17 protein-coding genes are annotated in these 19,306 nt (G+C 71.6%); 13 read left to right on the top strand and 4 right to left on the bottom strand.

Annotation, left to right across the window (positions count from 1 at the left end):
• The first annotated feature begins 12 nt into the window (after positions 1 to 12).
• The 8 genes from fdhD to ACH4U7_RS33455 all read left to right on the top strand — a co-directional run bounded on the left by fdhD (position 13) and on the right by ACH4U7_RS33455 (position 9,079).
• On the top strand, positions 13 to 867 hold the full coding sequence (gene fdhD, locus ACH4U7_RS33490; protein ID WP_385618423.1) for a formate dehydrogenase accessory sulfurtransferase FdhD: 855 nt from the start codon (positions 13 to 15) through the stop codon (positions 865 to 867).
• Between the two features lie 160 nt (positions 868 to 1,027).
• Positions 1,028 to 1,612 carry a TetR/AcrR family transcriptional regulator gene (locus tag ACH4U7_RS33485; RefSeq protein ID WP_398531522.1) on the top strand — a complete coding sequence of 195 codons (585 nt, stop codon included), beginning with the start codon at positions 1,028 to 1,030 and terminating at the stop codon, positions 1,610 to 1,612.
• 100 nt (positions 1,613 to 1,712) lie between these two features.
• Positions 1,713 to 3,110: an MFS transporter gene (locus ACH4U7_RS33480; RefSeq protein ID WP_398531521.1), complete on the top strand. Its 1,398-nt coding sequence runs from the start codon at positions 1,713 to 1,715 to the stop codon at positions 3,108 to 3,110.
• A gap of 77 nt (positions 3,111 to 3,187) precedes the next feature.
• On the top strand, positions 3,188 to 3,946 hold the full coding sequence (locus ACH4U7_RS33475; protein WP_398531520.1) for an SDR family NAD(P)-dependent oxidoreductase: 759 nt from the start codon (positions 3,188 to 3,190) through the stop codon (positions 3,944 to 3,946).
• A gap of 203 nt (positions 3,947 to 4,149) precedes the next feature.
• A complete protein-coding gene (locus tag ACH4U7_RS33470) occupies positions 4,150 to 5,340 on the top strand; it encodes a serine hydrolase domain-containing protein (protein ID WP_398531640.1) in 1,191 nt (396 codons plus the stop codon).
• Positions 5,337 to 6,542, top strand: coding sequence for a serine hydrolase domain-containing protein (locus ACH4U7_RS33465; protein ID WP_398531519.1), 1,206 nt, complete (start codon positions 5,337 to 5,339; stop codon positions 6,540 to 6,542). The genes ACH4U7_RS33470 and ACH4U7_RS33465 overlap by 4 nt, the downstream gene beginning before the upstream one ends.
• A 64-nt stretch (positions 6,543 to 6,606) precedes the next feature.
• Positions 6,607 to 6,969, top strand: a complete 363-nt coding sequence (locus ACH4U7_RS33460) for a MerR family transcriptional regulator (protein ID WP_398531518.1) — start codon at positions 6,607 to 6,609, stop codon at positions 6,967 to 6,969.
• Between the two features lie 154 nt (positions 6,970 to 7,123).
• Entirely contained in the window at positions 7,124 to 9,079 is a 1,956-nt protein-coding gene (locus ACH4U7_RS33455) for an exo-alpha-sialidase (protein WP_398531517.1), read from the top strand.
• Between the two features lie 10 nt (positions 9,080 to 9,089).
• On the opposite strand, the gene ACH4U7_RS33450 is transcribed toward ACH4U7_RS33455, so the two are convergent.
• Complete coding sequence (locus ACH4U7_RS33450; protein ID WP_398531516.1) at positions 9,090 to 10,184, bottom strand: bile acid:sodium symporter family protein; 1,095 nt, start codon at positions 10,182 to 10,184, stop codon at positions 9,090 to 9,092.
• Positions 10,185 to 10,366: 182 nt separating this feature from the next.
• Here ACH4U7_RS33450 and ACH4U7_RS33445 point away from each other — a divergent pair, with 182 nt between their 5' ends.
• The 5 genes from ACH4U7_RS33445 to ACH4U7_RS33425 all read left to right on the top strand — a co-directional run bounded on the left by ACH4U7_RS33445 (position 10,367) and on the right by ACH4U7_RS33425 (position 16,449).
• Positions 10,367 to 11,224: a LysR family transcriptional regulator gene (locus tag ACH4U7_RS33445; protein ID WP_398531515.1), complete on the top strand. Its 858-nt coding sequence runs from the start codon at positions 10,367 to 10,369 to the stop codon at positions 11,222 to 11,224.
• 165 nt (positions 11,225 to 11,389) lie between these two features.
• On the top strand, positions 11,390 to 13,216 hold the full coding sequence (locus ACH4U7_RS33440) for an AMP-dependent synthetase/ligase (RefSeq protein ID WP_398531514.1): 1,827 nt from the start codon (positions 11,390 to 11,392) through the stop codon (positions 13,214 to 13,216).
• 20 nt (positions 13,217 to 13,236) lie between these two features.
• The gene (locus tag ACH4U7_RS33435) at positions 13,237 to 13,950 is read left to right on the top strand and encodes a hypothetical protein (RefSeq protein ID WP_398531513.1); all 714 of its coding nucleotides are present in this window, start codon (positions 13,237 to 13,239) and stop codon (positions 13,948 to 13,950) included.
• Positions 13,951 to 14,138: 188 nt separating this feature from the next.
• Positions 14,139 to 14,972: an aldo/keto reductase gene (locus ACH4U7_RS33430; protein ID WP_398531512.1), complete on the top strand. Its 834-nt coding sequence runs from the start codon at positions 14,139 to 14,141 to the stop codon at positions 14,970 to 14,972.
• A gap of 298 nt (positions 14,973 to 15,270) precedes the next feature.
• On the top strand, positions 15,271 to 16,449 hold the full coding sequence (locus tag ACH4U7_RS33425; protein WP_398531511.1) for a S1 family peptidase: 1,179 nt from the start codon (positions 15,271 to 15,273) through the stop codon (positions 16,447 to 16,449).
• A gap of 83 nt (positions 16,450 to 16,532) precedes the next feature.
• Here the strand turns inward: ACH4U7_RS33425 and ACH4U7_RS33420 are convergent, their stop codons facing one another.
• The 3 genes from ACH4U7_RS33420 to ACH4U7_RS33410 form a co-directional block, all read right to left on the bottom strand.
• Positions 16,533 to 17,459, bottom strand: coding sequence for a class I SAM-dependent methyltransferase (locus ACH4U7_RS33420; protein WP_398531510.1), 927 nt, complete (start codon positions 17,457 to 17,459; stop codon positions 16,533 to 16,535).
• 86 nt (positions 17,460 to 17,545) lie between these two features.
• The gene (locus ACH4U7_RS33415) at positions 17,546 to 18,847 is read right to left on the bottom strand and encodes a cytochrome P450 (RefSeq protein WP_398531509.1); all 1,302 of its coding nucleotides are present in this window, start codon (positions 18,845 to 18,847) and stop codon (positions 17,546 to 17,548) included.
• A gap of 95 nt (positions 18,848 to 18,942) precedes the next feature.
• The gene (locus ACH4U7_RS33410) at positions 18,943 to 19,248 is read right to left on the bottom strand and encodes a 4a-hydroxytetrahydrobiopterin dehydratase (protein WP_398531508.1); all 306 of its coding nucleotides are present in this window, start codon (positions 19,246 to 19,248) and stop codon (positions 18,943 to 18,945) included.
• Positions 19,249 to 19,306 lie beyond the last annotated feature (58 nt).

Raw genomic sequence — 19,306 nt, 5'->3', positions numbered from 1 at the left:
GGACTGATCGATATGGGACGGGTCACCGAGCGCCGCCGCGTCATCCGCATCCGGGACGGCGCGGTGAGCACGCGCCCGGACACCCTCGTCGCCGAGGAGCCCCTGGAGATCCGGCTGGGCGGCAAACCGCTGGCGATCACCATGCGCACACCGGGCGACGACTTCGCGCTCGCCGCCGGTTTCCTGGTGAGCGAGGGGGTCCTGGGGCGGGCGGACGAGCTGGCGAACATCGTCTACTGCGCGGGGGCCACCGAGGACGGGTCGAACACGTACAACGTGGTGGACGTGAAACTGGCGCCCGGCGTCCCCGTCCCCGACATCACCCTGGAGCGCAACGTCTACACGACCTCGTCGTGCGGGCTGTGCGGCAAGGCCAGCCTGGACGCGGTGCGCACCACGGCGCGCTGGCCGGTGGGCGACGACGAGAACGCCCCGGTACGGATCGAGCCGGAGACGCTGGCCTCCCTCCCCGACCGGCTCCGCGCAGCGCAGCGCGTCTTCGACCGGACCGGGGGGCTGCACGCGGCGGCGCTGTTCACCCCGGAGGGCGAGCTGCTGGACGTACGCGAGGACGTGGGCCGGCACAACGCGGTGGACAAGCTGGTCGGGCGGGCGCTGCAGCAGGGGCTGCTGCCGCTGTCCGGGGCCGTGCTGCTGGTCTCCGGCCGGGCCTCGTTCGAGCTAGCGCAGAAGGCGGTCATGGCGGGGATCCCGGTCCTCGCGGCCGTTTCGGCGCCCTCGTCGCTGGCCGTGGACCTGGCCGCCGAGACCGGGCTGACGCTGGTCGGCTTTCTGCGCGGCGCCTCGATGAACGTGTACGCGGGCGAGCACCGGCTTGCCCTGCGGACAGCGGCCGGCAGGACCTGACACCGGTCTGCCCGCTGCACGGGATGACGGACCGGCCGGTGAGGAGCGCCCCCTGCGCCGGCCGGCCCTTCTCCCGACTCCTGGCCCTACTCCTGGCCTCGTATTGGTTGGACCGGCCTTTTATTGACTGATCGTTCTTATTGAGTCTAGAGTCTGCGTCATGGCCAGGACCAAGGAATTCGACCCCGACGCGGCGCTCCAGTCGGCGCTTGAGCTGTTCTGGCGGCGCGGCTACGAGGCCACCTCGATGGCCGACCTCGTCGAACACCTCGGCATCGGCCGCGCCAGCATCTACGCGACCTTCGGCAACAAGCACGAGCTGTACCTGAAGGCCCTGGACCGGTACGCCGAGACGCGAGACCCGCGCCTGGTGAGCGACCTGTCCCAGCCGGGCCCCGCGCTGCCCGCGGTACGGGCGCTGGTGCGCGACTTCGCCGCCGAGGCCGCCTCCCCTGAGCAGCGGCGCCGCGGCTGCTTCATCACCAACAGCGCGGCGGAACTGGCCCCGCACGACCCCGCGGTGGCCCGGCGGGTCGAGATCAGCTGGGAGCACATCGAGACCCCGCTGTACGCCGCGCTGGTCCGCGCCCAGGCCCAGGGCGAACTGCCGGAGGACCGCGATCCGCGGGCACTGGCCCGCATGCTGTTCGTGCTGATGCAGGGACTGCGGGTGGTCGGCAAGGCCTCACAGGACCCGGCCAGGGTCCGGGACGCGGCCGAGCAGGCGCTGGCCATGCTGGACTGAGCCACACCTCGTACGCACGCCGGAGCCGTTCAGGCGGCTCCTAGCATGCCCTTATAACGAACCGTTCGGTCAAGAAATCTGGTCAGGAAATCGGGGAACCATGACCGCCGAAACCAGCAACGAGCCAAACGCCACGACCGGCACTGTCCGGCAGGCCCGGCAGGCCGGCCCACGCGGCACCTTCGTCCTGCTCGGCAGCGTCCAGGCCACGCTGATCTTCACGCTCGCCGCGATCTCCGTACCGCTCCCCCGTATCGGGCGCGAATTCGGCCTCCAGCGCTCGGACTTGATCCTGCTGAGCGCCGCCTATGGGCTCACCTTCGCCGGGCTGCTGCTCTTCGGCGGGCGGCTGGCCGACCGGTACGGCGGACGGCGGACGCTCACCGCGGGGCTCGCGCTCCTCGCCGCCGCCTCGGCCGCCGCCCCGCTCGCCCCCGGCTTCGAGGCCCTGCTCGCGGCGCGGTTCGCGCAGGGCGCGGGGGCGGCGCTGAGCGCGCCCGCCGCCATGGCCGTGCTGCGCGCCGTCTTCCCCTCCCCCGCCGCGTACGGCAGGGCGATGGCGACCTGGGGCGGTCTTTCGGTGCTCGGTGCGACCGCGGGCAATCTGCTCTCCGGCGTCATCTCAACCCTGCTGTCCTGGCGCTGGAACTTCGCCGTACCGCTCCTGGTGGCCGGCGCGGCCCTCGCCCTCGCGCCGCGACTGCTGCCGGACACCACGCCGAGCGGGGGCAGGGCGCTCGACCTCCCGGGCACCTTCCTCGCCACTTGTGGCATCACCCTGGCCAGCTACGGGCTCGTGGTCACCGACGCCCACCCCTGGTCGTCGCCCGGCGTGCTGGTACCGCTGCTCTCGGGGGCCGTGCTGCTCGCCGCGTTCTGGGGCGTCGAGCGCCGCGCCCGCGACCCGCTGCTGCCGCCCCACTTTGTGCTCGACCGGCGGCGGGCGCTCGCGCTCTCGGCGATCGCGCTGACCGCCTGCGGGACCGCGATGACCTTTGTGGTCCTCTCGCTCCACCTCCAGCAGGAGCGCGACTGGTCGGCGCTGCGCACCTCGGCCGCCTTCGTGCCGTTCGCCGTCGCGCTGCTCGTCTCGGGGCGGGCGGCGGAGCCGCTGATCGGGCGCTACGGAGCCCGGGCCGTGACCGCCGCCGGGCTCGGCGTGGGCGGCGCGGGGCTCGTCCTGCTCGCGCTCGGCGGGCTCGACGCGGGCACGCCGTACGCGTACGGGCTGCTGCCGGGTCTTGTGCTGCTGCCGCTCGGTACGGCGGCCTCCTTCGCGGGCGCCGCCGTGCTCGCCACGGACGGCGTGCCCCGGGGGCAGGCCGGGCTCGCGGGCGGCGTGATGAACACGGCGATGGAGTTCGGCCCGACCGTCCTGTTCGCCGTCCTGCTCACGCTCGGCGGCGACGCTTCGTCCCTGGCCGTGACGGGGGCCGCCCTGGCGGCGCTCGCCGCCCTCACGGCGCTGAGCCGGCGCAGCGGACCACGGCCGTGCTGAGCCACCGGCCGGCCGCTTCCCGAACCACCTACCGCCTCCTGAACCACCCATCACCCATCCCTCTCAAGGAGACACCGATGAACCGCTTCCCCGGCAAGACCGCGCTCGTCACCGGCGCGGGCTCCGGACTCGGCCGCGCGATCGCGCTCGCCTTCGCCGCCGAAGGCGCGTCCGTGGTCGCCGCGGGGCGTACCGCGGCCACGCTGGACGAGACCGTAGGGCTGATCGAGGCCGCCGGCGGGAAGGCCGCCGCGGCCGTGGCCGATGTCACCGACTCCGGGCAGCTCCACGCGCTCGTCCAGGAGACCGTCACCCGGTTCGGCGGGCTGGACATCGCGGTGAACAACGCCGGGATCCTGCGCGGCGTGGGGCCCGTCGGCGAGGTGAGCGAGGAGGACTGGGACGCGGTGCAGCGGACCAATGTCACCGGCGTCTGGCTCGCCATGAAGCACGAGATCGCGCACATGAAGGACCACGGCGGCGGCGCCATCGTCAACATCGCCTCCAACCTGGGCGCACACCTCCGGATCCCCAACCTCGCCGCGTACCTCACCTCGAAGGCGGCGGTGTCCGCGCTCACCCGCGCCGCCGCCCTCGACCACATCCACCAGGGCATCCGCGTCAACGCGGTCAGCCCGGGGGCCGCCGCCACCTCGATGTCGCTGCGGCCCGGAGAGACGGAGGCCGGGCGGGCCGAGCGGATGAAGCGGGACACCCCGCTGGGCCGGCTCGCGGAGACCGAGGAGGTCGCGGCCGCGGTGCTCTACCTCGCCTCGCCCGCGGCCGGCGCGGTGGTCGGTACGGACCTGGTCATCGACAGCGGGTCCTCGGCTTGACGGCCCGTCGGGGTAGGGCTGGCCATACCCGAGGAGTAGGGCTGGCGTGACCTCGGGACTAGGGCTGGTGTGATGGTCCCGGCACCACCACCTCCGGGAGGGTGGTGAGCATGAAGGAAACCGCCATGACACCCTCCGTCCCAACGTCCGCACACAAGCTCCGACGGGGGCAACTCCGCTCGAAGAAGCTCCGGTTGAGGGGCATGGCCGCGGCCGCGGCGCTCGCCGTGGTCGCGGCCGGCGGCGTCGCGGCGGTGCCGGCCGCGGCGTCCTCGGACACCTCGCCCGGCCAGGACGAGTTGCGTGACGAAGTGGCCAGGACCCTCCGGGAGGCCGGGTACATCGGCATGTCCGTGGAGGTGCGCGACGGCCGCCGTCGGATCCTGGCCCGCGCGGGCGAGGCCGAGCTGCACACCGGCCGCCCGGTTCCGTACGGTGCGAACTTCCGGGCCGCCAGCGTCACCAAGACCTTCGTGGCCACGGTCGTGCTGCAACTGGCCGCAGAGGGGCGGTTGTCGCTGGACGACACCGTCGACAGCTGGCTGCCGGGCCTGGTGTCGGGCCATGGCAACGACGGCAGCCGCATCACCATCCGGAATCTGCTCCAGCACACCAGCGGCATCTACAACTACGGCCTGGAGGAAGACCTGGGGAACACGGCAGAGGACTTCGAGCGGACGAAGCTCTACCACTTCGATCCGGAGCAGAGCATCGCCGGAGCGATGCGGCACAGCCCCGACTTCCCGCCCGCCGACCCGGACGACCCGGAACCGAAATGGAACTACTCGAACCCCAACTACATGCTCGCCGGCCTGATCATCAAGAAGGCCACCGGGCGGCCCTGGGCCGATGAGGTGCGCGACCGCATCATCCGGCCGCTGGGGCTGAAGGACACCTACGAGCCCGGCGACGACCCCTATCTGAAGCAGCCGTACGCCCATAACTACCACCGCTTCCCCGACTCCGACCGGTGGACCGACACCACGGTTCGGAATATCTCGTGGGCCGATGCCGCAGGGTCGCTGGTGACCAGCCAGCGGGACCTGGACCGGTTCTTCACGGCCCTGCTCGGCGGTCGCCTCCTGCCCGCCGCGCAGCTCGCCGAGATGCGCCGTACGGTCCCCGTGGGCGCCGACTTCGAGATGGCGTTCCCCGGACTGCGGTACGGGCTCGGGCTGATGCGGCAGCCGCTGAGCTGCGGCGGCTACCGCTGGGGCCATGGCGGCGACCTCGAAGGCGGCACGGTGAGGACGGCGTTCAGCGCGGACGGGCGGCGCTCGGTGGTGATCAGCGCCAGCGGGACCACCTCGGACGACGAGCGGTTGCTCAGGGCGGAGAAGGCCGTACAGGCGCTTCTGGACCGGGTGATGTGCGGTGAGGTGGCGCGCCGGTGAGCGCGGTGAGGCGGCGCGTGGCCGCGTCCCTGGCCGCCCTGGCGGCCGTCGCCGCTCTGGTGGCGTCGGCCCCCGCGCCGGGGAAGGACAGTTCCCCAGGGAAGGGCGGCTCCCCGGGGAGGGGCAGCGCGGAGGTGTTACGGCGCGACACGGCGGCGGTCCACCAGGCCGGGGCGATCGGGGTGGCGGCCGTACTGGACACCCCGTCCGGCACTGCTACGGCCCGCGCGGGAGAGGCCGATCTGCGCACCGGCGCCCCCATGCGCACCGACGCCCACTACCGCGCGGGCAGCACGGTGAAGACCTTGGTGGCCACCGTCGCGCTTCAGCTGGTCGGCGAGGGGCGGCTGGATCTGGAGGACACGGTGGACAGGTGGCTGCCCGGCGTCGTCAGCGGCCACGGCAACGACGGCCGGCGCATCACGGTCCGGCAGCTGCTGCAGCACACCAGCGGGCTGCGCGGCTATACGAGCATCCCCGAAGTGTTCCCCGCGGGCTATTCCGCCCGGGGCTACTACGAGAACCGCTTCCGCCACTACACCGCCGGGGAGCTGGTGGCCGCCGCGGTGGGCCATCCCCCGAATTCCGAGCCCGGGGCGGCCTACCGCTACTCCAACACCAACTATGTCGTCATAGGAATGATCATCGAGAGGGTCACCGGACACCCCTGGCGCACGGAGGTCCGCGACCGGGTCATCCGCCCGCTGGGGCTGACCGGGACGTCCCTGCCGGGCGACCACCCGTATCTGCCCGCGCCGTACGCACACGGGTACCACACCTACGCGGAGGACGGGCGCCGCGTCGACACCACGGTCTTCAACTCCACCGCGGCCGACGCGTCCGGCGATCTGGTCACCACCCCGATGGACGTCAACCGCTTCTTCGGCGCGCTCCTCACCGGGCGGCTGCTGCGCCCCGCCGAGCTCGCCGAGATGCGGCGGACCGTCCCGATACCCGACGAGCCGGGGCGCCGCGCCGGTCTCGGCCTGGAGACGACCCCGCTGAGCTGCGGCGGCTTCTACTGGCACCACGGCGGCAACGCCCTCGGCTACTCCAGCGAGAACGGCGTCACCACCGACGGCCGCCGAGCGGTGACGGTGTCGACCAACAGCTTCGACGAGTCCGATACGGGGCGGCAGGAACAGGCCGACCGGGCGGTGAAGGCGCTGATAGATCACGCGCTGTGCCGGGGCGACGGGTAAACTCTGACATCCATGAGAAGCCTGCTGGGCGACGTCCGGCGGCGGTGTGACGAGGGGACATGGCATGCGCATCGGTGAACTGGCCCGGCGCACCGGGGTGAACGAGCGGCTGCTGCGCTACTACGAGCAGCAGGGCCTGCTCCAGCCGGAGCGCCTGCCGAGCGGCTACCGCGTCTACGGCGAGTCCGATGTGGCCGTGGTCCACCGCATCCGCTCGCTGCTCGCCGCCGGGCTGTCGACCGCGACGATCTCGCAGATCCTGCCGTGTCTACGGGACGACGGCGAGGGCCTGGTGCCCACCTGCACCGAGCTGATCGCACAGCTGCAGGACGAACGGGCGCGGATGACGTCGGCCATCGAGGAGCTGGAGACCTCGCGTTCACTGTTGGACACGGTGATCACGGCCGGTCTCGCAACGGCGGGCTAGACGGACCAACCCGCTTGGCTCGCACACGATCTGACGCAGGGTCCTTGTCCGGCGCGGGGGCGAGACGGGACACTTCTCCGGCAGCACTCGATCAGACGTGGGATGTCTTGATGTCGTGATGTCCAGATGCCGCTGAAAGGGCAGGTCGGTGACGATGGCGTCAGATCTTCGCGCTACACATGAGCGGTCCAGACCATGGCGGCGCCGCGCGTCGGCTCTCCTCGCCGCCGCGGCGCTGGCCCTGATCCCGATTCCGGTACGGGCCGCGGAAGCGGAGTCGTCCGCCGCCGCGGCCCGTGCCGACTTCGAGCAGCAAGTCCTCTTCAAGTCTTCCCAGGACAGCGGATACTCGTGTTTCCGGATCCCGGCCATTGTGAAGTCCAAGGACGGCACCCTGCTGGCCTTCGCCGAGGGGCGGAAGGACAACTGCGGTGACGCCGGCGATATCGACCTGGTCCTCAAGCGCTCCACGGACGGCGGCCGCACCTGGGGACCGCTCCAGGTGATCAACGAGGGCGCGGGCGACACCCACGGCAACCCGGCGCCCATCGTGGACCAGCGCACCGGCCGCATCGTGCTCGCCAGTACGTACAACACCGGGCGCGACGACTCGCAGGGCTGTGATGTGCCCTGTGACCGGACCCCGCACCTCCAGTACAGCGACGACGACGGCGCGACCTGGTCCACCCCGCGCGATCTGAGCGATTCGCTGCTGCCCGCCTCGTGGAACTCCTGGTACGCCACCGGGCCCGTGCACGGCATCCAGTTGCAGCACGGCCGGCACCGGGGACGGCTGCTCTTCACCGTCAACACCGAGACCCACGACGGCACCCGGATCACCGCCAACCACGCGGCGCTGGCCTACAGCGACGACGGCGGCGACACCTGGCGCCTCGGCGCGGTGGACAGCTGGCCCGTCGGCTCGGACGGCACCTTCCGCCAGAAGCCCTCCGAGATGACGCTGGTGGAGCGCGAGGACGGCTCGGTCTACGTCAACGGGCGCGAACAGGACGGCACGGACCTCGGCCACCGCGACTTCGCCGTCAGCAAGGACGGCGGGGAGAGCTTCACCGGGCCGTTCCGCGCCATCCCCGACCTGTACACACCGCAGGTGCAGGGCTCGATCCTCCGGCTGCGGAGCGAGGACCGGGACGACTACAGCCGTCTGCTGTTCGCCGCGCCCGCCGACCCCGACCGGCGCCGCACCATGATGATCCGCTCCTCCTGGAACGAGGGCCGCAGCTGGGACAGCGTCGACCGCGGCAAGGTCGTGACCACCGACTGGTCCGGCTACTCGGACATGGTCGCCATCTCGCATGACGAGGTGGGGCTGATGTACGAGGGCGGCGCCGTCGACGCCCGCGACGAGATCCGCTTCGCCCGCTTCACCGAGGACTGGCTCGGCCCGCGCCGCGGTCCCGATCCGACCACCTCCGACCGGGCGCCCGACGCCCGCCCGGCCACCGTGCTCGGCGGCCCGGCCCTGGCCGAGGGGCGGTTCGGACGGGGGCTGTCGTTCGACGGTACGGACGACGCCGTGCACATCCCCTTCCGGCCCTCGCTGCCGCTGGGCACCCGCGACTTCACGGTGAGCCTGTGGTTCCGCTACACCGCCACCTCGGGCCAGCAGCCGTTCCTGTGGATGGGCGGCATCGGCAACAAGCAGCCGCAGGTGTGGCTGCGCGGTGAGCCGTCCAGCGGCCGGGTACGGGCGCTGATCACCACGGTCAACGGCCCCGCCACCTTCACCAGCGCCTCGGTGAGCACCGACTCCGCGTACAACGACGGGCAGTGGCACCACGCGGCGCTGACCCGCGCCGGGGGCCGGCTGACCCTGACCGTGGACGGGGGCACGGCGTTCTCCACCGCCGATGTGCCCGGGCCGGTCACCCGCACCTCGCCGTTCGGCATCCATGTCGGCGAGGCCGTCGACAGCCGCTCGCATCTGACGGGCGATCTGGACGAGCTACGGGTGTGGGCGCGTGCGCTGTCGGACACCGAGCTGCGGCAGGTCCGTGAGTTCAACGCCACGCTGGACGACGGGCACGGCAAGGATCCCGCCGAGCTCGTACGGCTTCCCTTGGACCGTGTCCGCCCCGCCGACGACTAGTCCCTCAGGCTCAGGCGCCGACCGGCGCCTGAGCCGCCTCCCGCGCCTGAGTCTCTTGCGCCTGAGCCTCTTGCGGCCTCGCCGTCGCGGAGGTCGGCTCCGGGGCCATCGGCTCCGGAGCCATCGGCTCCGGAGCCGACCTGGCGAAGCGCCGGGCCAGCACCGCGCAGACCATCAGCTGCATCTGGTGGAAGAGCATCAGCGGCAGCACCGCCAGGCTCGCCTGCGCCCCGAACAGCACGCTCGCCATGGGCAGCCCGGACGCCAGGCTCTTCTTCGACCCGGCGAAGACGATCGCGATCCGGTCCTCGCGGTTGAAGCCCAGCCGCCGGGAGCCGTGCCAGGTGAGCGTGAGCATCACCGCGAGCAGCACCGCCTCCACGGCCAGCAGCGCGCCCAGCCGCCCCAGCGTCACCTGGTGCCAGATGCCGCGGACCATGCCCTCGCTGAACGCGGCGTAGACGACCAGGAGGATCGAGCCGCGGTCGGCATAGCCGAGGACCTTGCGGTGGCGGGCGACGAAGCCGCCGATCCAGGGACGCAGCAGCTGCCCGGCGAGGAACGGCGCCAGCAGCTGCAGGGCGATCTTCAGCATCGAGTCCGCCGAGAATCCGCCGCCCCCGTTGCCCAGCAGCAGCGCGGCCAGCAGCGGGGTGATGACGATGCCGATCAGGCTGGAGAAGGAGCCCGCGCAGATGGCGGCCGGGACATTCCCCCGGGCGATCGAGGTGAAGGCGATCGAGGACTGGATGGTGGAGGGCACCAGGCACAGAAAGAGCAGCCCCGTGTAGAGCGGATGCGTCAGCACATACGGCACCAGGCCGCGGGCGGCCGTGCCCAGCACCGGGAAGATGACGAAGGTGCAGGCCAGTACGGTCAGATGGAGCCGCCAGTGGCGCATTCCGTCCAGCGCCTCGCGGGTGGAAAGACGCGCGCCGTACAGGAAGAAGAGAAAGGCGACCGCGACGGTGGTCGCCCCGTCGGCGGCGGTCGCGGCGCGGCCGTCGGCGGGAAGCAGCGCGGCGAGGACGACGGTGCCGATCAGGGCGAGGATGAACCAGTCGAGAGGGAGCCAGGACGGGAGGGTGATCTTACGGCGGTGCATGCGCTCTCTTTCTCAGCTCTCTCGGCTCACTTGGCTCGCTCGGCTCACTTGGCTCGCTCTGCGTCCCGGGCGGCACGAACGGATGCCCTCTCCACCATGCTCTTGATCACCGCTATCGGGAATCCCGCTGACCGCTCTGACTGTCATCGTGAACCGCGATGACCCCCGCCTACACTTGCGGTGTGTACGACCCGTCCCAGCTGCGCACGTTCCTCATGGTCGCCCAGACGCTGAGCTTCACCCAGGCCGGCCACCGCCTCGGTCTGCGCCAGTCCACCGTCAGCCAGCATGTGCGCAAGCTCGAGGACGAGGTCGGCCGGCCGCTGTTCACCCGCGACACCCACGGGGTGGAGCTGACCGAGGACGGCGAGGCGATGCAGGGCTTCGCCCGGACGATCCTGGAGGCGAACGAGCGGGCGGCGAGCTGGTTCCAGGGCACCCGGCTGCGCGGTCGGCTGCGCTTCGGCGCGTCGGAGGACTTCGTACTGTCCCGGCTCCCCGAGATCCTGGAGGGGTTCCGCCGCGACCACCCCGAGGTGGACCTGGAGCTGACCGTGGAGCTATCGGGCACGCTGCATGAGCGGCTGGCGGCGGGCAAGCTGGATCTGGTGCTGGCCAAGCGGTCCGAGGAGCGGCCGGGGGGCCGGCTGGTGTGGCGGGACAGGCTGGTGTGGATCGGCTCCGAGCGGCTGCGTCTCGACCCCGACCGCCCCCTGCCGCTGATCGTCTTCCCGCCGCCGGGCCTCACCCGGGCCCGCGCGCTGGAGGTGCTGGAGCGGCACGGCAGGCCCTGGCGGATCGTGTGCACGAGCGGCAGTCTCAACGGGCTGGTCGCCGCGGCGCGCGCGGGCCTGGGCGTCATGGCGCATACCCGCGGCCTGATCCCGCCCGGCCTGGCGCGCATCCCGGACCGGGCCGGGCTGCCCGATCTCGGCCCGGTGGAGTTCGTACTGCTGCACGGGAGGCGGCAGCGGGACTCCGCGGCCCGGGCCGCGGCCGACCGGCTGGCCGCCGCGATCCTGGCCGGGCCCGTGCCGTGACCAGCGCACCAACCCGTGCGTGATGCATTGACCCGCGCCCCGAGCTGTGCCCTGATGGGAGAGATTCGGTGGAGAAAGTCGTCACACATGAGCCGCACAACGGGCTCATAGCCCCAGATCAGATACGGTCACGGCGCTGTGCGGAGCGCTTCAAGGAGCTAGTCATTGCGCGAGTTCACCGTCCCCCCGTTGACGAGCCCGCCGCAGACCGGAGGCCTGGCGGATCCCGTGTTCGACCATGCGGACGCGGATCCGGACCGGGTGGCGCTGGGCCGCAAAACGGCGGACGGCGAGTGGCTCGATGTGTCCTCGGGCGAGTTCCGTGACCAGGTGATGGGGCTCGCCAAGGGGCTGCTGGCCCAGGGGGTGCGCTTCGGCGACCGCGTCGCCATCATGTCCCGTACCCGCTACGAGTGGACGCTGTTCGACTTCGCGCTGTGGTCCATCGGGGCGCAGAGCGTGCCGATGTATCCCACCTCCTCCGCCGAGCAGGTCTTCTGGATGCTGCATGACGCGGATGTCTCCGCCTGTGTCGTGGAGCACGAGGATCACGCCATGACGATCGGCTCGGTGGTCGGGCGGTTGCCGATGCTGACCCGGCTGTGGCAGCTGGACGCGGGCGCGGTGGACGAGCTGACCGCGGCCGGGGCGTCGATGGACGACGACGTGGTGCATCGCCACCGCAAGGCGCTGCAGCCCGAGAACCCCGCGACCATCGTCTACACCTCGGGCACCACCGGCCGCCCCAAGGGCTGTGTCATCACCCACGCCAATCTGATGGCCGAGTGCGACACGGTGGTCGCCCTGTACGAGGAGGTCTTCCACTCCAAGCGCGGCGACGAGGCCGCGACGCTGCTGTTTCTGCCGCTCGCGCATGTCTTCGGGCGGATGGTGGAGGTCGCCGCGATCCGCGGCCGGGTGAAACTGGCCCACCAGCCGAGCCTGACCGCGGCCGCGCTGCTGCCCGATCTGCAGTCGTTCCGGCCGACGTTCTTCCTGGCCGTGCCGTACATCTTCGAGAAGGTCTTCGCGGCGGCCCGCAGAAAGGCCGAGGCGGAGGGCCGGCTGGGCCCGTTCGACAAGGCAGTGGACGTCGCGGTGCGGTACGCGGAGGCGCAGGAGGCCAGGGCCTTTGGCATCGGGCCCGGGCCCGGCGCCTCGCTGCGCATGCAGCACCAGTTCTTCGACAAGGTCGTCTACAGCAAGGTGCGGGCGGCGATGGGCGGCCGGGTCCGGCACGCCTTCTCGGGCGGCTCGGCCATGGAGCGCCGGCTCGGGCTGTTCTTCGCGGGCGCGGGCGTCACGATCTTCGAGGGGTACGGGCTCACCGAGACCACCGCGGCGGCCGTCGCCAACCCGCCCGACCGGACCCGCTTCGGCACGGTGGGGGTTCCGCTGCCGGGCACCACCGTGTACATCGAGGACGACGGCGAGGTCCTGCTCTCGGGCGACCAGGTCTTCGAGGGCTATCTCGGCGACCCCAAGGCGACCGACGCGGTGCTGCGGGACGGCTGGCTGGCCACCGGTGACCTGGGCACCCTGGACGACGACGGCTATCTGACGATCACCGGGCGGAAGAAGGAGATCCTGGTGACCTCCAGCGGCAAGAGTGTGTCGCCGGTGGTCCTGGAGGAGCGGATCAGGGCGCATCCGCTGGTCGCCCAGTGCATCGTGGTCGGCAACGACCGGCCGTATGTGGCGGCGCTGATCACGCTGGACGCCGACGCCGTCGCGCACTGGCTGACGATGCGCGGCCGGCCGGAACTGCCCGCGCAGGAGCTGGTCCGCGAGCCGGAGCTGGAGCTGGAGATCCGGCGGGCGGTGGTCGCGGCCAACACACTGGTCTCCCAAGCCGAGTCGATTCGTACGTTCCGAATACTTGCAGCTCAGTTCTCGGAGGAGCATGGTCTCCTGACGCCTTCGCTGAAATTGAAGCGAAAGGCGATCGAGCAGGCGTATGCCGTCGAAATCGAGGCGCTCTACCAATCCTGAGCCGCAAAGGGGGCACGGAAATGATCGACATCATTCTCCCCGAACTTCCCGAGCGCGAGCTGGCACTGGTATCCGAGGAAATCTCCGGGCCTTCGGGCCATGTCCCACGGCGGCCCGCCGCGGCCGCCGCCCTGGCCGGGCGGGTCACGCTGGGCGGGCCGCTGTCCGTGCCGGTGACGACGGAACTCGTGGGCCGGGTTCCGGAGCTCAAGGCATTTGTGGAATCGGAGGCCAACAAGGCCGATGAGGCACACAGCGCGGCCTACCACTTGGTGCATCTTTCGGTCAGCTGCGCACAAGAAGCAGCCAGTCCTCAACTGCATACGGTCAATCTTGATCTGACCCTCTCGGCCGAACCGGCCGGAAATCGCCGGGCCGCCTTCCAGCCGGTGGCCTGGTCCATGCTCCCGCTGCAGCTCAGTGGGGAAGTCCGGGCCACCGGTGCGGTCCATCTCGGCCCGCGGCTGGGGTTCGTCGGGCAGGATCGAGCCGCGCGGGGCGCACGGGTCTGTCTGGAGGCGCGGCGCGAGCTCAGGTCCGACCCGGGCTGGGAGATCCGCCGCACCCCCACGGCCGGCATCGGCGGTACCTACCGGCTGGCCATGGTGGTGCGGGCGCCGCGCGCCACGGTCAGCCATGCCGCCGTCGAGGTGGGCGCGACGGTGCGCGAAGGGCATATGCGGCGGCGATTCCGGGCGGAGCTCCCCGAGCCGCTGCTGCTCGCCACGGGGTGAGGACCGCGCGTTCTGGTCCGCGGTGGCCAAAGCGGTCGCCGCGGGCCGGGTCGCCGACGGCCCAGGGTGTGGTGCGGGGGCACGCCGGGAAGCAGCGTACGGAGCGGTCGAACGGGAATACGACACTCCCGTCAACCGTTCTCCCTGACGTTGTACCTACTCGTATTCGACGTAAGGATCGACCGCTCGTGAGCAAGGTCCCCTTCATATCCCTCAGCAACGGCGTCCAGATGCCCCAGCTCGGCTTCGGCGTCTGGCAGGTCCCGGACGACGAGGCGGCCACCGCGGTCCGTACGGCGCTCGACGCCGGCTACCGCAGCATCGACACCGCCGCGATCTACGGCAACGAGGAGGGCACGGGAAGGGCCATCGCCGCGTCGGGCATCCCGCGCGACGAGCTGTTCGTGACCACCAAGCTCTGGAACGCCGAGCAGGGCTATGACTCCGCCCTGCGCGCCTTCGACACCTCGCTGTCCAAGCTCGGCCTCGATTACGTGGACCTGTATCTGATCCACTGGCCGGTGCCGGGGGTCGACAAGTACGTGGACACGTGGAAGGCGTTCGAGAAGATCGCCGCCGAGGGCCGCGCCAAGGCCATCGGCCTCTCGAACTTCCACCCCGCCCATATCCAGCGCCTGCTCTCGGAGACCGAGATCGCCCCGGTCATCGACCAGGTCGAGCTGCACCCGCAGTTCCAGCAGTCGGAGCTGCGCGCCTTCAACGCCCGGCACAACATCGTGACCGAGGCCTGGTCCCCGCTCGGCCAGGGCAAGGGCCTGCTGGAGGACGACCGGCTCAAGGCCATCGCCGGGAAGCACGGCAAGTCCCCGGCCCAGGTGGTGCTGCGCTGGCACCTGGACCTGGGCAATGTGGTGATCCCCAAGTCGGTCACGCCGTCCCGCATCGCGGAGAACATCGACGTGTTCGACTTCGAGCTGGACGCCCAGGACCTCGCGACGATCGACGCGATGGACTCCGGCAACCGCCTGGGCCCGAACCCGGACACCTTCAACCTGGTGTGATGCCGAGCCCTGCCCGGCCTGTCGTGTGCCCCCGCCCTGCCCGCAGGGCGGGGGCACACGCGTAACCGCTGGATCGCGTAACCGCTGGATTGGCGGCGGCTGTTCGGGTGGCGTCCTCGTGCCCCGGCCGTCGGCCAGCCGGCGCCGGGCCGCCTCCGGCGACGGGCATGGGAGCGGGCCCACGGGCGGTCGTGCCGGGTGTTGCCGGAGGGCGCAACCGGGGAGAGCGGGCAGGTGGGCGGCGTGTGTCGGGGCGGCTTACGTTGGCGCAAGCCCCCACGACACGAGGAGACACCCGATGCTCCGCAGACACAGACCTGCCCTCACCGCTGGTTGTGCCATCGCCATCGCCGCTCTCTCCCTGACCGCCATACCCGCCCTCGTGACATCCGCCGCGGCGGAGCCCGGCCCCACCGCCGAGGCCCCCACGGGGGTCCCCGCCGAGATGCTGGACGCGATGCGGCGCGACCTCGGCCTCACGGCCGACGAGGCGAGGGCCCGGATCAGCAACGAGTACCGGGCCGGTACGGCCACCCCCGCTCTCCGCAAAAGCCTGGGGACCGCGTTCGGCGGAGCGTGGGTGACCGGCAAGACCGCCGAGCTCACCGTCGCCACGACCGACCAGGGCCGACACGGCATGATCAGCGCCGCCGGCGCCAAGCCCGTGACGGTCAGCCACAGCCTCGACGACCTCACCGCCGCGAAGGGCACCCTGGACCGCGCCGCCGAGCACAGCGCGCCGTCGGCCGCGGCCGCCGCCGTCTGGTACGTGGATGTGAAGAGCAACAGCGTGGTGGTGCAGTCGGCCGACCCCGACCAGGCCTCGGCCTTCGTCACCGCCAGCGGCGTGGACCGCGGCATGGTCCGGATCGTGGAGTCCGCCGAGCAGCCGAAACCGCTGGACGACGTACGCGGCGGCGAGGCGTACTACATCAACGGCACCGCGCGCTGCTCGATCGGGTTCTCGGTGGCGAAGGGCTCCCAGGGCGGCTTCGTCACCGCGGGCCACTGCGGCGAGGCGGGCGCCACCACCACCGGCGTCAACAAGGCCGCACAGGGCACCTTCCAGGCGTCGCGCTTCCCCGGCAACGACTACGCCTGGGTGGCGGTCAACAGCACCTGGACGCCCAAGCCCGTGGTGCTCGGCCCCGGCGGCTCCGTCGTCACGGTCGCCGGCTCCCAGGAGGCGCCGGTGGGCTCCTCGGTCTGCCGCTCCGGCTCGACGACCGGCTGGCACTGCGGCACGGTCGAGCAGCTCGACACCAGTGTGCGGTACTCCGAGGGCATGGTCAGCGGGCTGTCCCGGACGACCGTATGCGCCGAGCCCGGCGACTCCGGCGGCTCGTACATCTCCGGCAGCCAGGCCCAGGGCGTCACCTCGGGAGGCTCCGGCGACTGCACGGCCGGCGGCACCACGTACTTCCAGCCGGTGAACCCGATCCTCGAGGCGTACGGCCTCACCCTCACCACCGGCTGAGGGACCTGACGCGCCGTGGGCAGGCCCCGGTCACCGGGGACTGCCCACGGCCGGCTCACCGAGCCCTTGCCACCGGGACCTGATCACCGCGGCTTGACCGCCGCGTGGACGGTCTGCGCGCTCAGCCAGAACACATCCGGCCGGCGCAACACGCCCGCCTCGTCGTCCGGGTCGAGCAGCCGGTCGAGCGTGGCGCGGTCCGTCGCATCGAGGCGGTCGGCCAGATGGTCGGACAGCCGGGTCAGGTCCGCGTGCAGCAGACGGCGGGCCGGGGCGTCGAGCGGTGCGGGCAGGTCGATCAGGAAGCTGCGGCTGCGGGCCCCGGTCAGCCCGGCCGCCGCGAGCATGGCCGGCCAGTCCTCGGTCGTCTCCTTGGCGTCGGGCAGCCCGGTCCGCATCTCGGCGAACGCCTCCTCCTGCAGCGCGTCGAGCCGAGTCAGCAGGCCGGGGCGGCCGATGCCGATGTCGCGGGGCAGCGCGCGCAGCGACAGCCCGCCCTCGGCCACGGCCAGCACCCCGCCGGGGCGCAGCGCGGCGGCGAGCCGGTCGAGGGCGCCCTGCTGGTCCCCCAGGTGGTGCACCGCCTTGCTGGACCAGATCAGCTCCGCCTCCCCCACCTCGGCCAGCCCTTCGGGCAGTTCGGCCAGGTGGGTCCGTACGCGGTCGGCGACCCCGAGCCGCGCGGCGCGGTCGCGGGCCCGCGCCAGCAGCTCCGGGCTGCCGTCCACGGCCACCACCTCGGCGTCGGGGAAGGCGCGGGCGAACACGCACGCGGCGCCGCCGGGCCCGCTGCCGATGTCGAGCGCGCGCCGTACGTGTCCCCCATCGAGCCTGAGGAGCCCGCGCAGCCACTCGGCGGTCTGCTCGACGGCTGAGGTGTGCACATCCGCGCTCAGTTCGAGGAGTTCCCCGAAGGCGGCCCAGTCCGGGTGCGCGTCATCGGCATGGGCGGGGCCGCCGTGGGTGTGGGAATGGGTGTGGTCGGTGTGGGTGTGCTGGTGTCCGCTCATGCCGCAGAGCCTGCTCCCGCCCCGCCCGATCGACAAACACTGTTGCCGGTTCGGCAAGGCGGGCCGCCACCTGCCCCGAGGCGGGATCAGCTCCCCGTGACCCCGGTGGGGGTGAAGGTGATGGGCAGCGACTCCAGATAGCGGTACCAGACGGAGTCCACCCACCTCAGCTCCTCGGGGGCCACCGCGAGCACCAGGTCCGGAACGCGGTCCAGCAACACCTCGATCGTCGTCTCCGCGATGATCCTGGCCGTCTCGGGGCCGCCCACCGGGCATCCGTACTCGCCGGCGCTGAAGGCGACATGGGAGTGGTTCCCGGCGTGGCCGACGTGGCCGTTCGGCCACAGCAGCGGGTCGGCGTTGGCGGCGGCCAGGCCGAGGACGACGAGGTCGCCGGTGCGGATGCGCTGACCGCCGAGGACCGTGTCGCGGGTGGCGTACCGCCCGATCAGGTTCTGGAGCGGGGTGTCCACCCACAGCACCTCGTTCATGGCCTCGCCGATGCTGCGGCGGTTGCCCGTGAGGGTCGTGGCGAAGCGCTCGTCGGTGAGCAGCAGCCGCAGCGTGTTGCCGATCCAGTACGAGGTGAGCGGCAGCGCCGCGGCCATCAGCATCATCACGTCCGCGATGTGCTGCTCCTCGGTGAGGTTCGGGGTGCTCTGGATGAACCGCGAGGTGAGGTCGGGGCCCGGTGCCTCGCGCTTGGCCTTGACCAGCCCCGCCACATACGCGGCGGCCCGCTGCTGAGCGGCCATGGCGTCCTCGCCGGAGACGAACGAGGAGGTCAGCCCCTCCGCCAGGACCGCCAGTCCGTCCTCGTCCTCGGCCAGGCCGAACACCTCGCCCATGACGAGGGTGGGCACCGAGTAAATGTAGTCGTACACCAGATCCGCACGGCCGGTCACGGCGAACTTGTCGATCAGCTGATCGGCGAAGCGCTCGCAGTGCCCGCGCAGCACGAAGGGGTCGAGCGTGGCCAGGACCTCGCTGACGGCCGCCGCACGCCGCAGGTGCTCCTCCCCCTCCGTGAAGGGCATCATCGGGGTGTACCGCACCCACGGCATGAGGGACCAGTCCGGCGGCACACTGTCCCAGCCGTTCCAGCGGCGCGGGTCACGGCCGTAGGTCTCGATGTCGTTCAGCACTTGGCGGGTCTCGCGGTAGCCGACGACGAACCAGACGGGGACGTCGCCTTCGAGCAGGACGCGGGTGACCTGTCCCTCGCGTCGTATCCGCCGGTATGTCTCGGCCGGTTCCCGCCGGAAGTCCGGTCCGTACAGCCGCGCGGTGTGGGCGGGGCAGCCCGGGGGCGGGGCATCCGGTGCGCTGCGCGCGGCCTGAGGGGCCTGCGGGTCCTGGGGGTCCTGAGGGGGCTGAGGGTTCGTCACTGCGTCGTCTTCCTCGGAGCGGCGTATCTGGGGGGCTGCCGGGAGGCTAACGAAGTGATCAGATCAGACCAACACCCTCAGCAAAAAGCGGTGTTCTAGGACACACCCTGTCCTCGGGCGATGTCCTCGATGCGGTGGGCGAGCCGGAGGTCCAGCTCGGTCACCTTGCCGCCGACACTGTGCGTGTTCACCGAGACGCCGACCTTGTTGTAGCCGAGCGTGAGGTCGGAGTGGTGCCCCAGCTCCTCCTGCGCCTCGGCGACCTCGGCCACCAGGCGGGCCGCGGCCAGATGTCCGGGGAAGGAGTATCCGCGCACCAGCCGGTCGTCCCGCAGCGACCAGCCGGGAAGGTCCTCCAGACCCCGCTCGATCTCCTCGTTCGACAGCGGCTGGACTGCCATGGGGCGCCCCTTTCGTCGTGACTGCCCTCACCTTCCCACGCACCGTGCGGGCCGCGCG

This window comes from Streptomyces sp. NPDC020845, assembly GCF_044334165.1.
In the GTDB taxonomy this organism is placed as follows: Bacteria; Actinomycetota; Actinomycetes; order Streptomycetales; family Streptomycetaceae; genus Streptomyces.
This window is presented reverse-complemented; position numbering and strand designations above follow the sequence as displayed.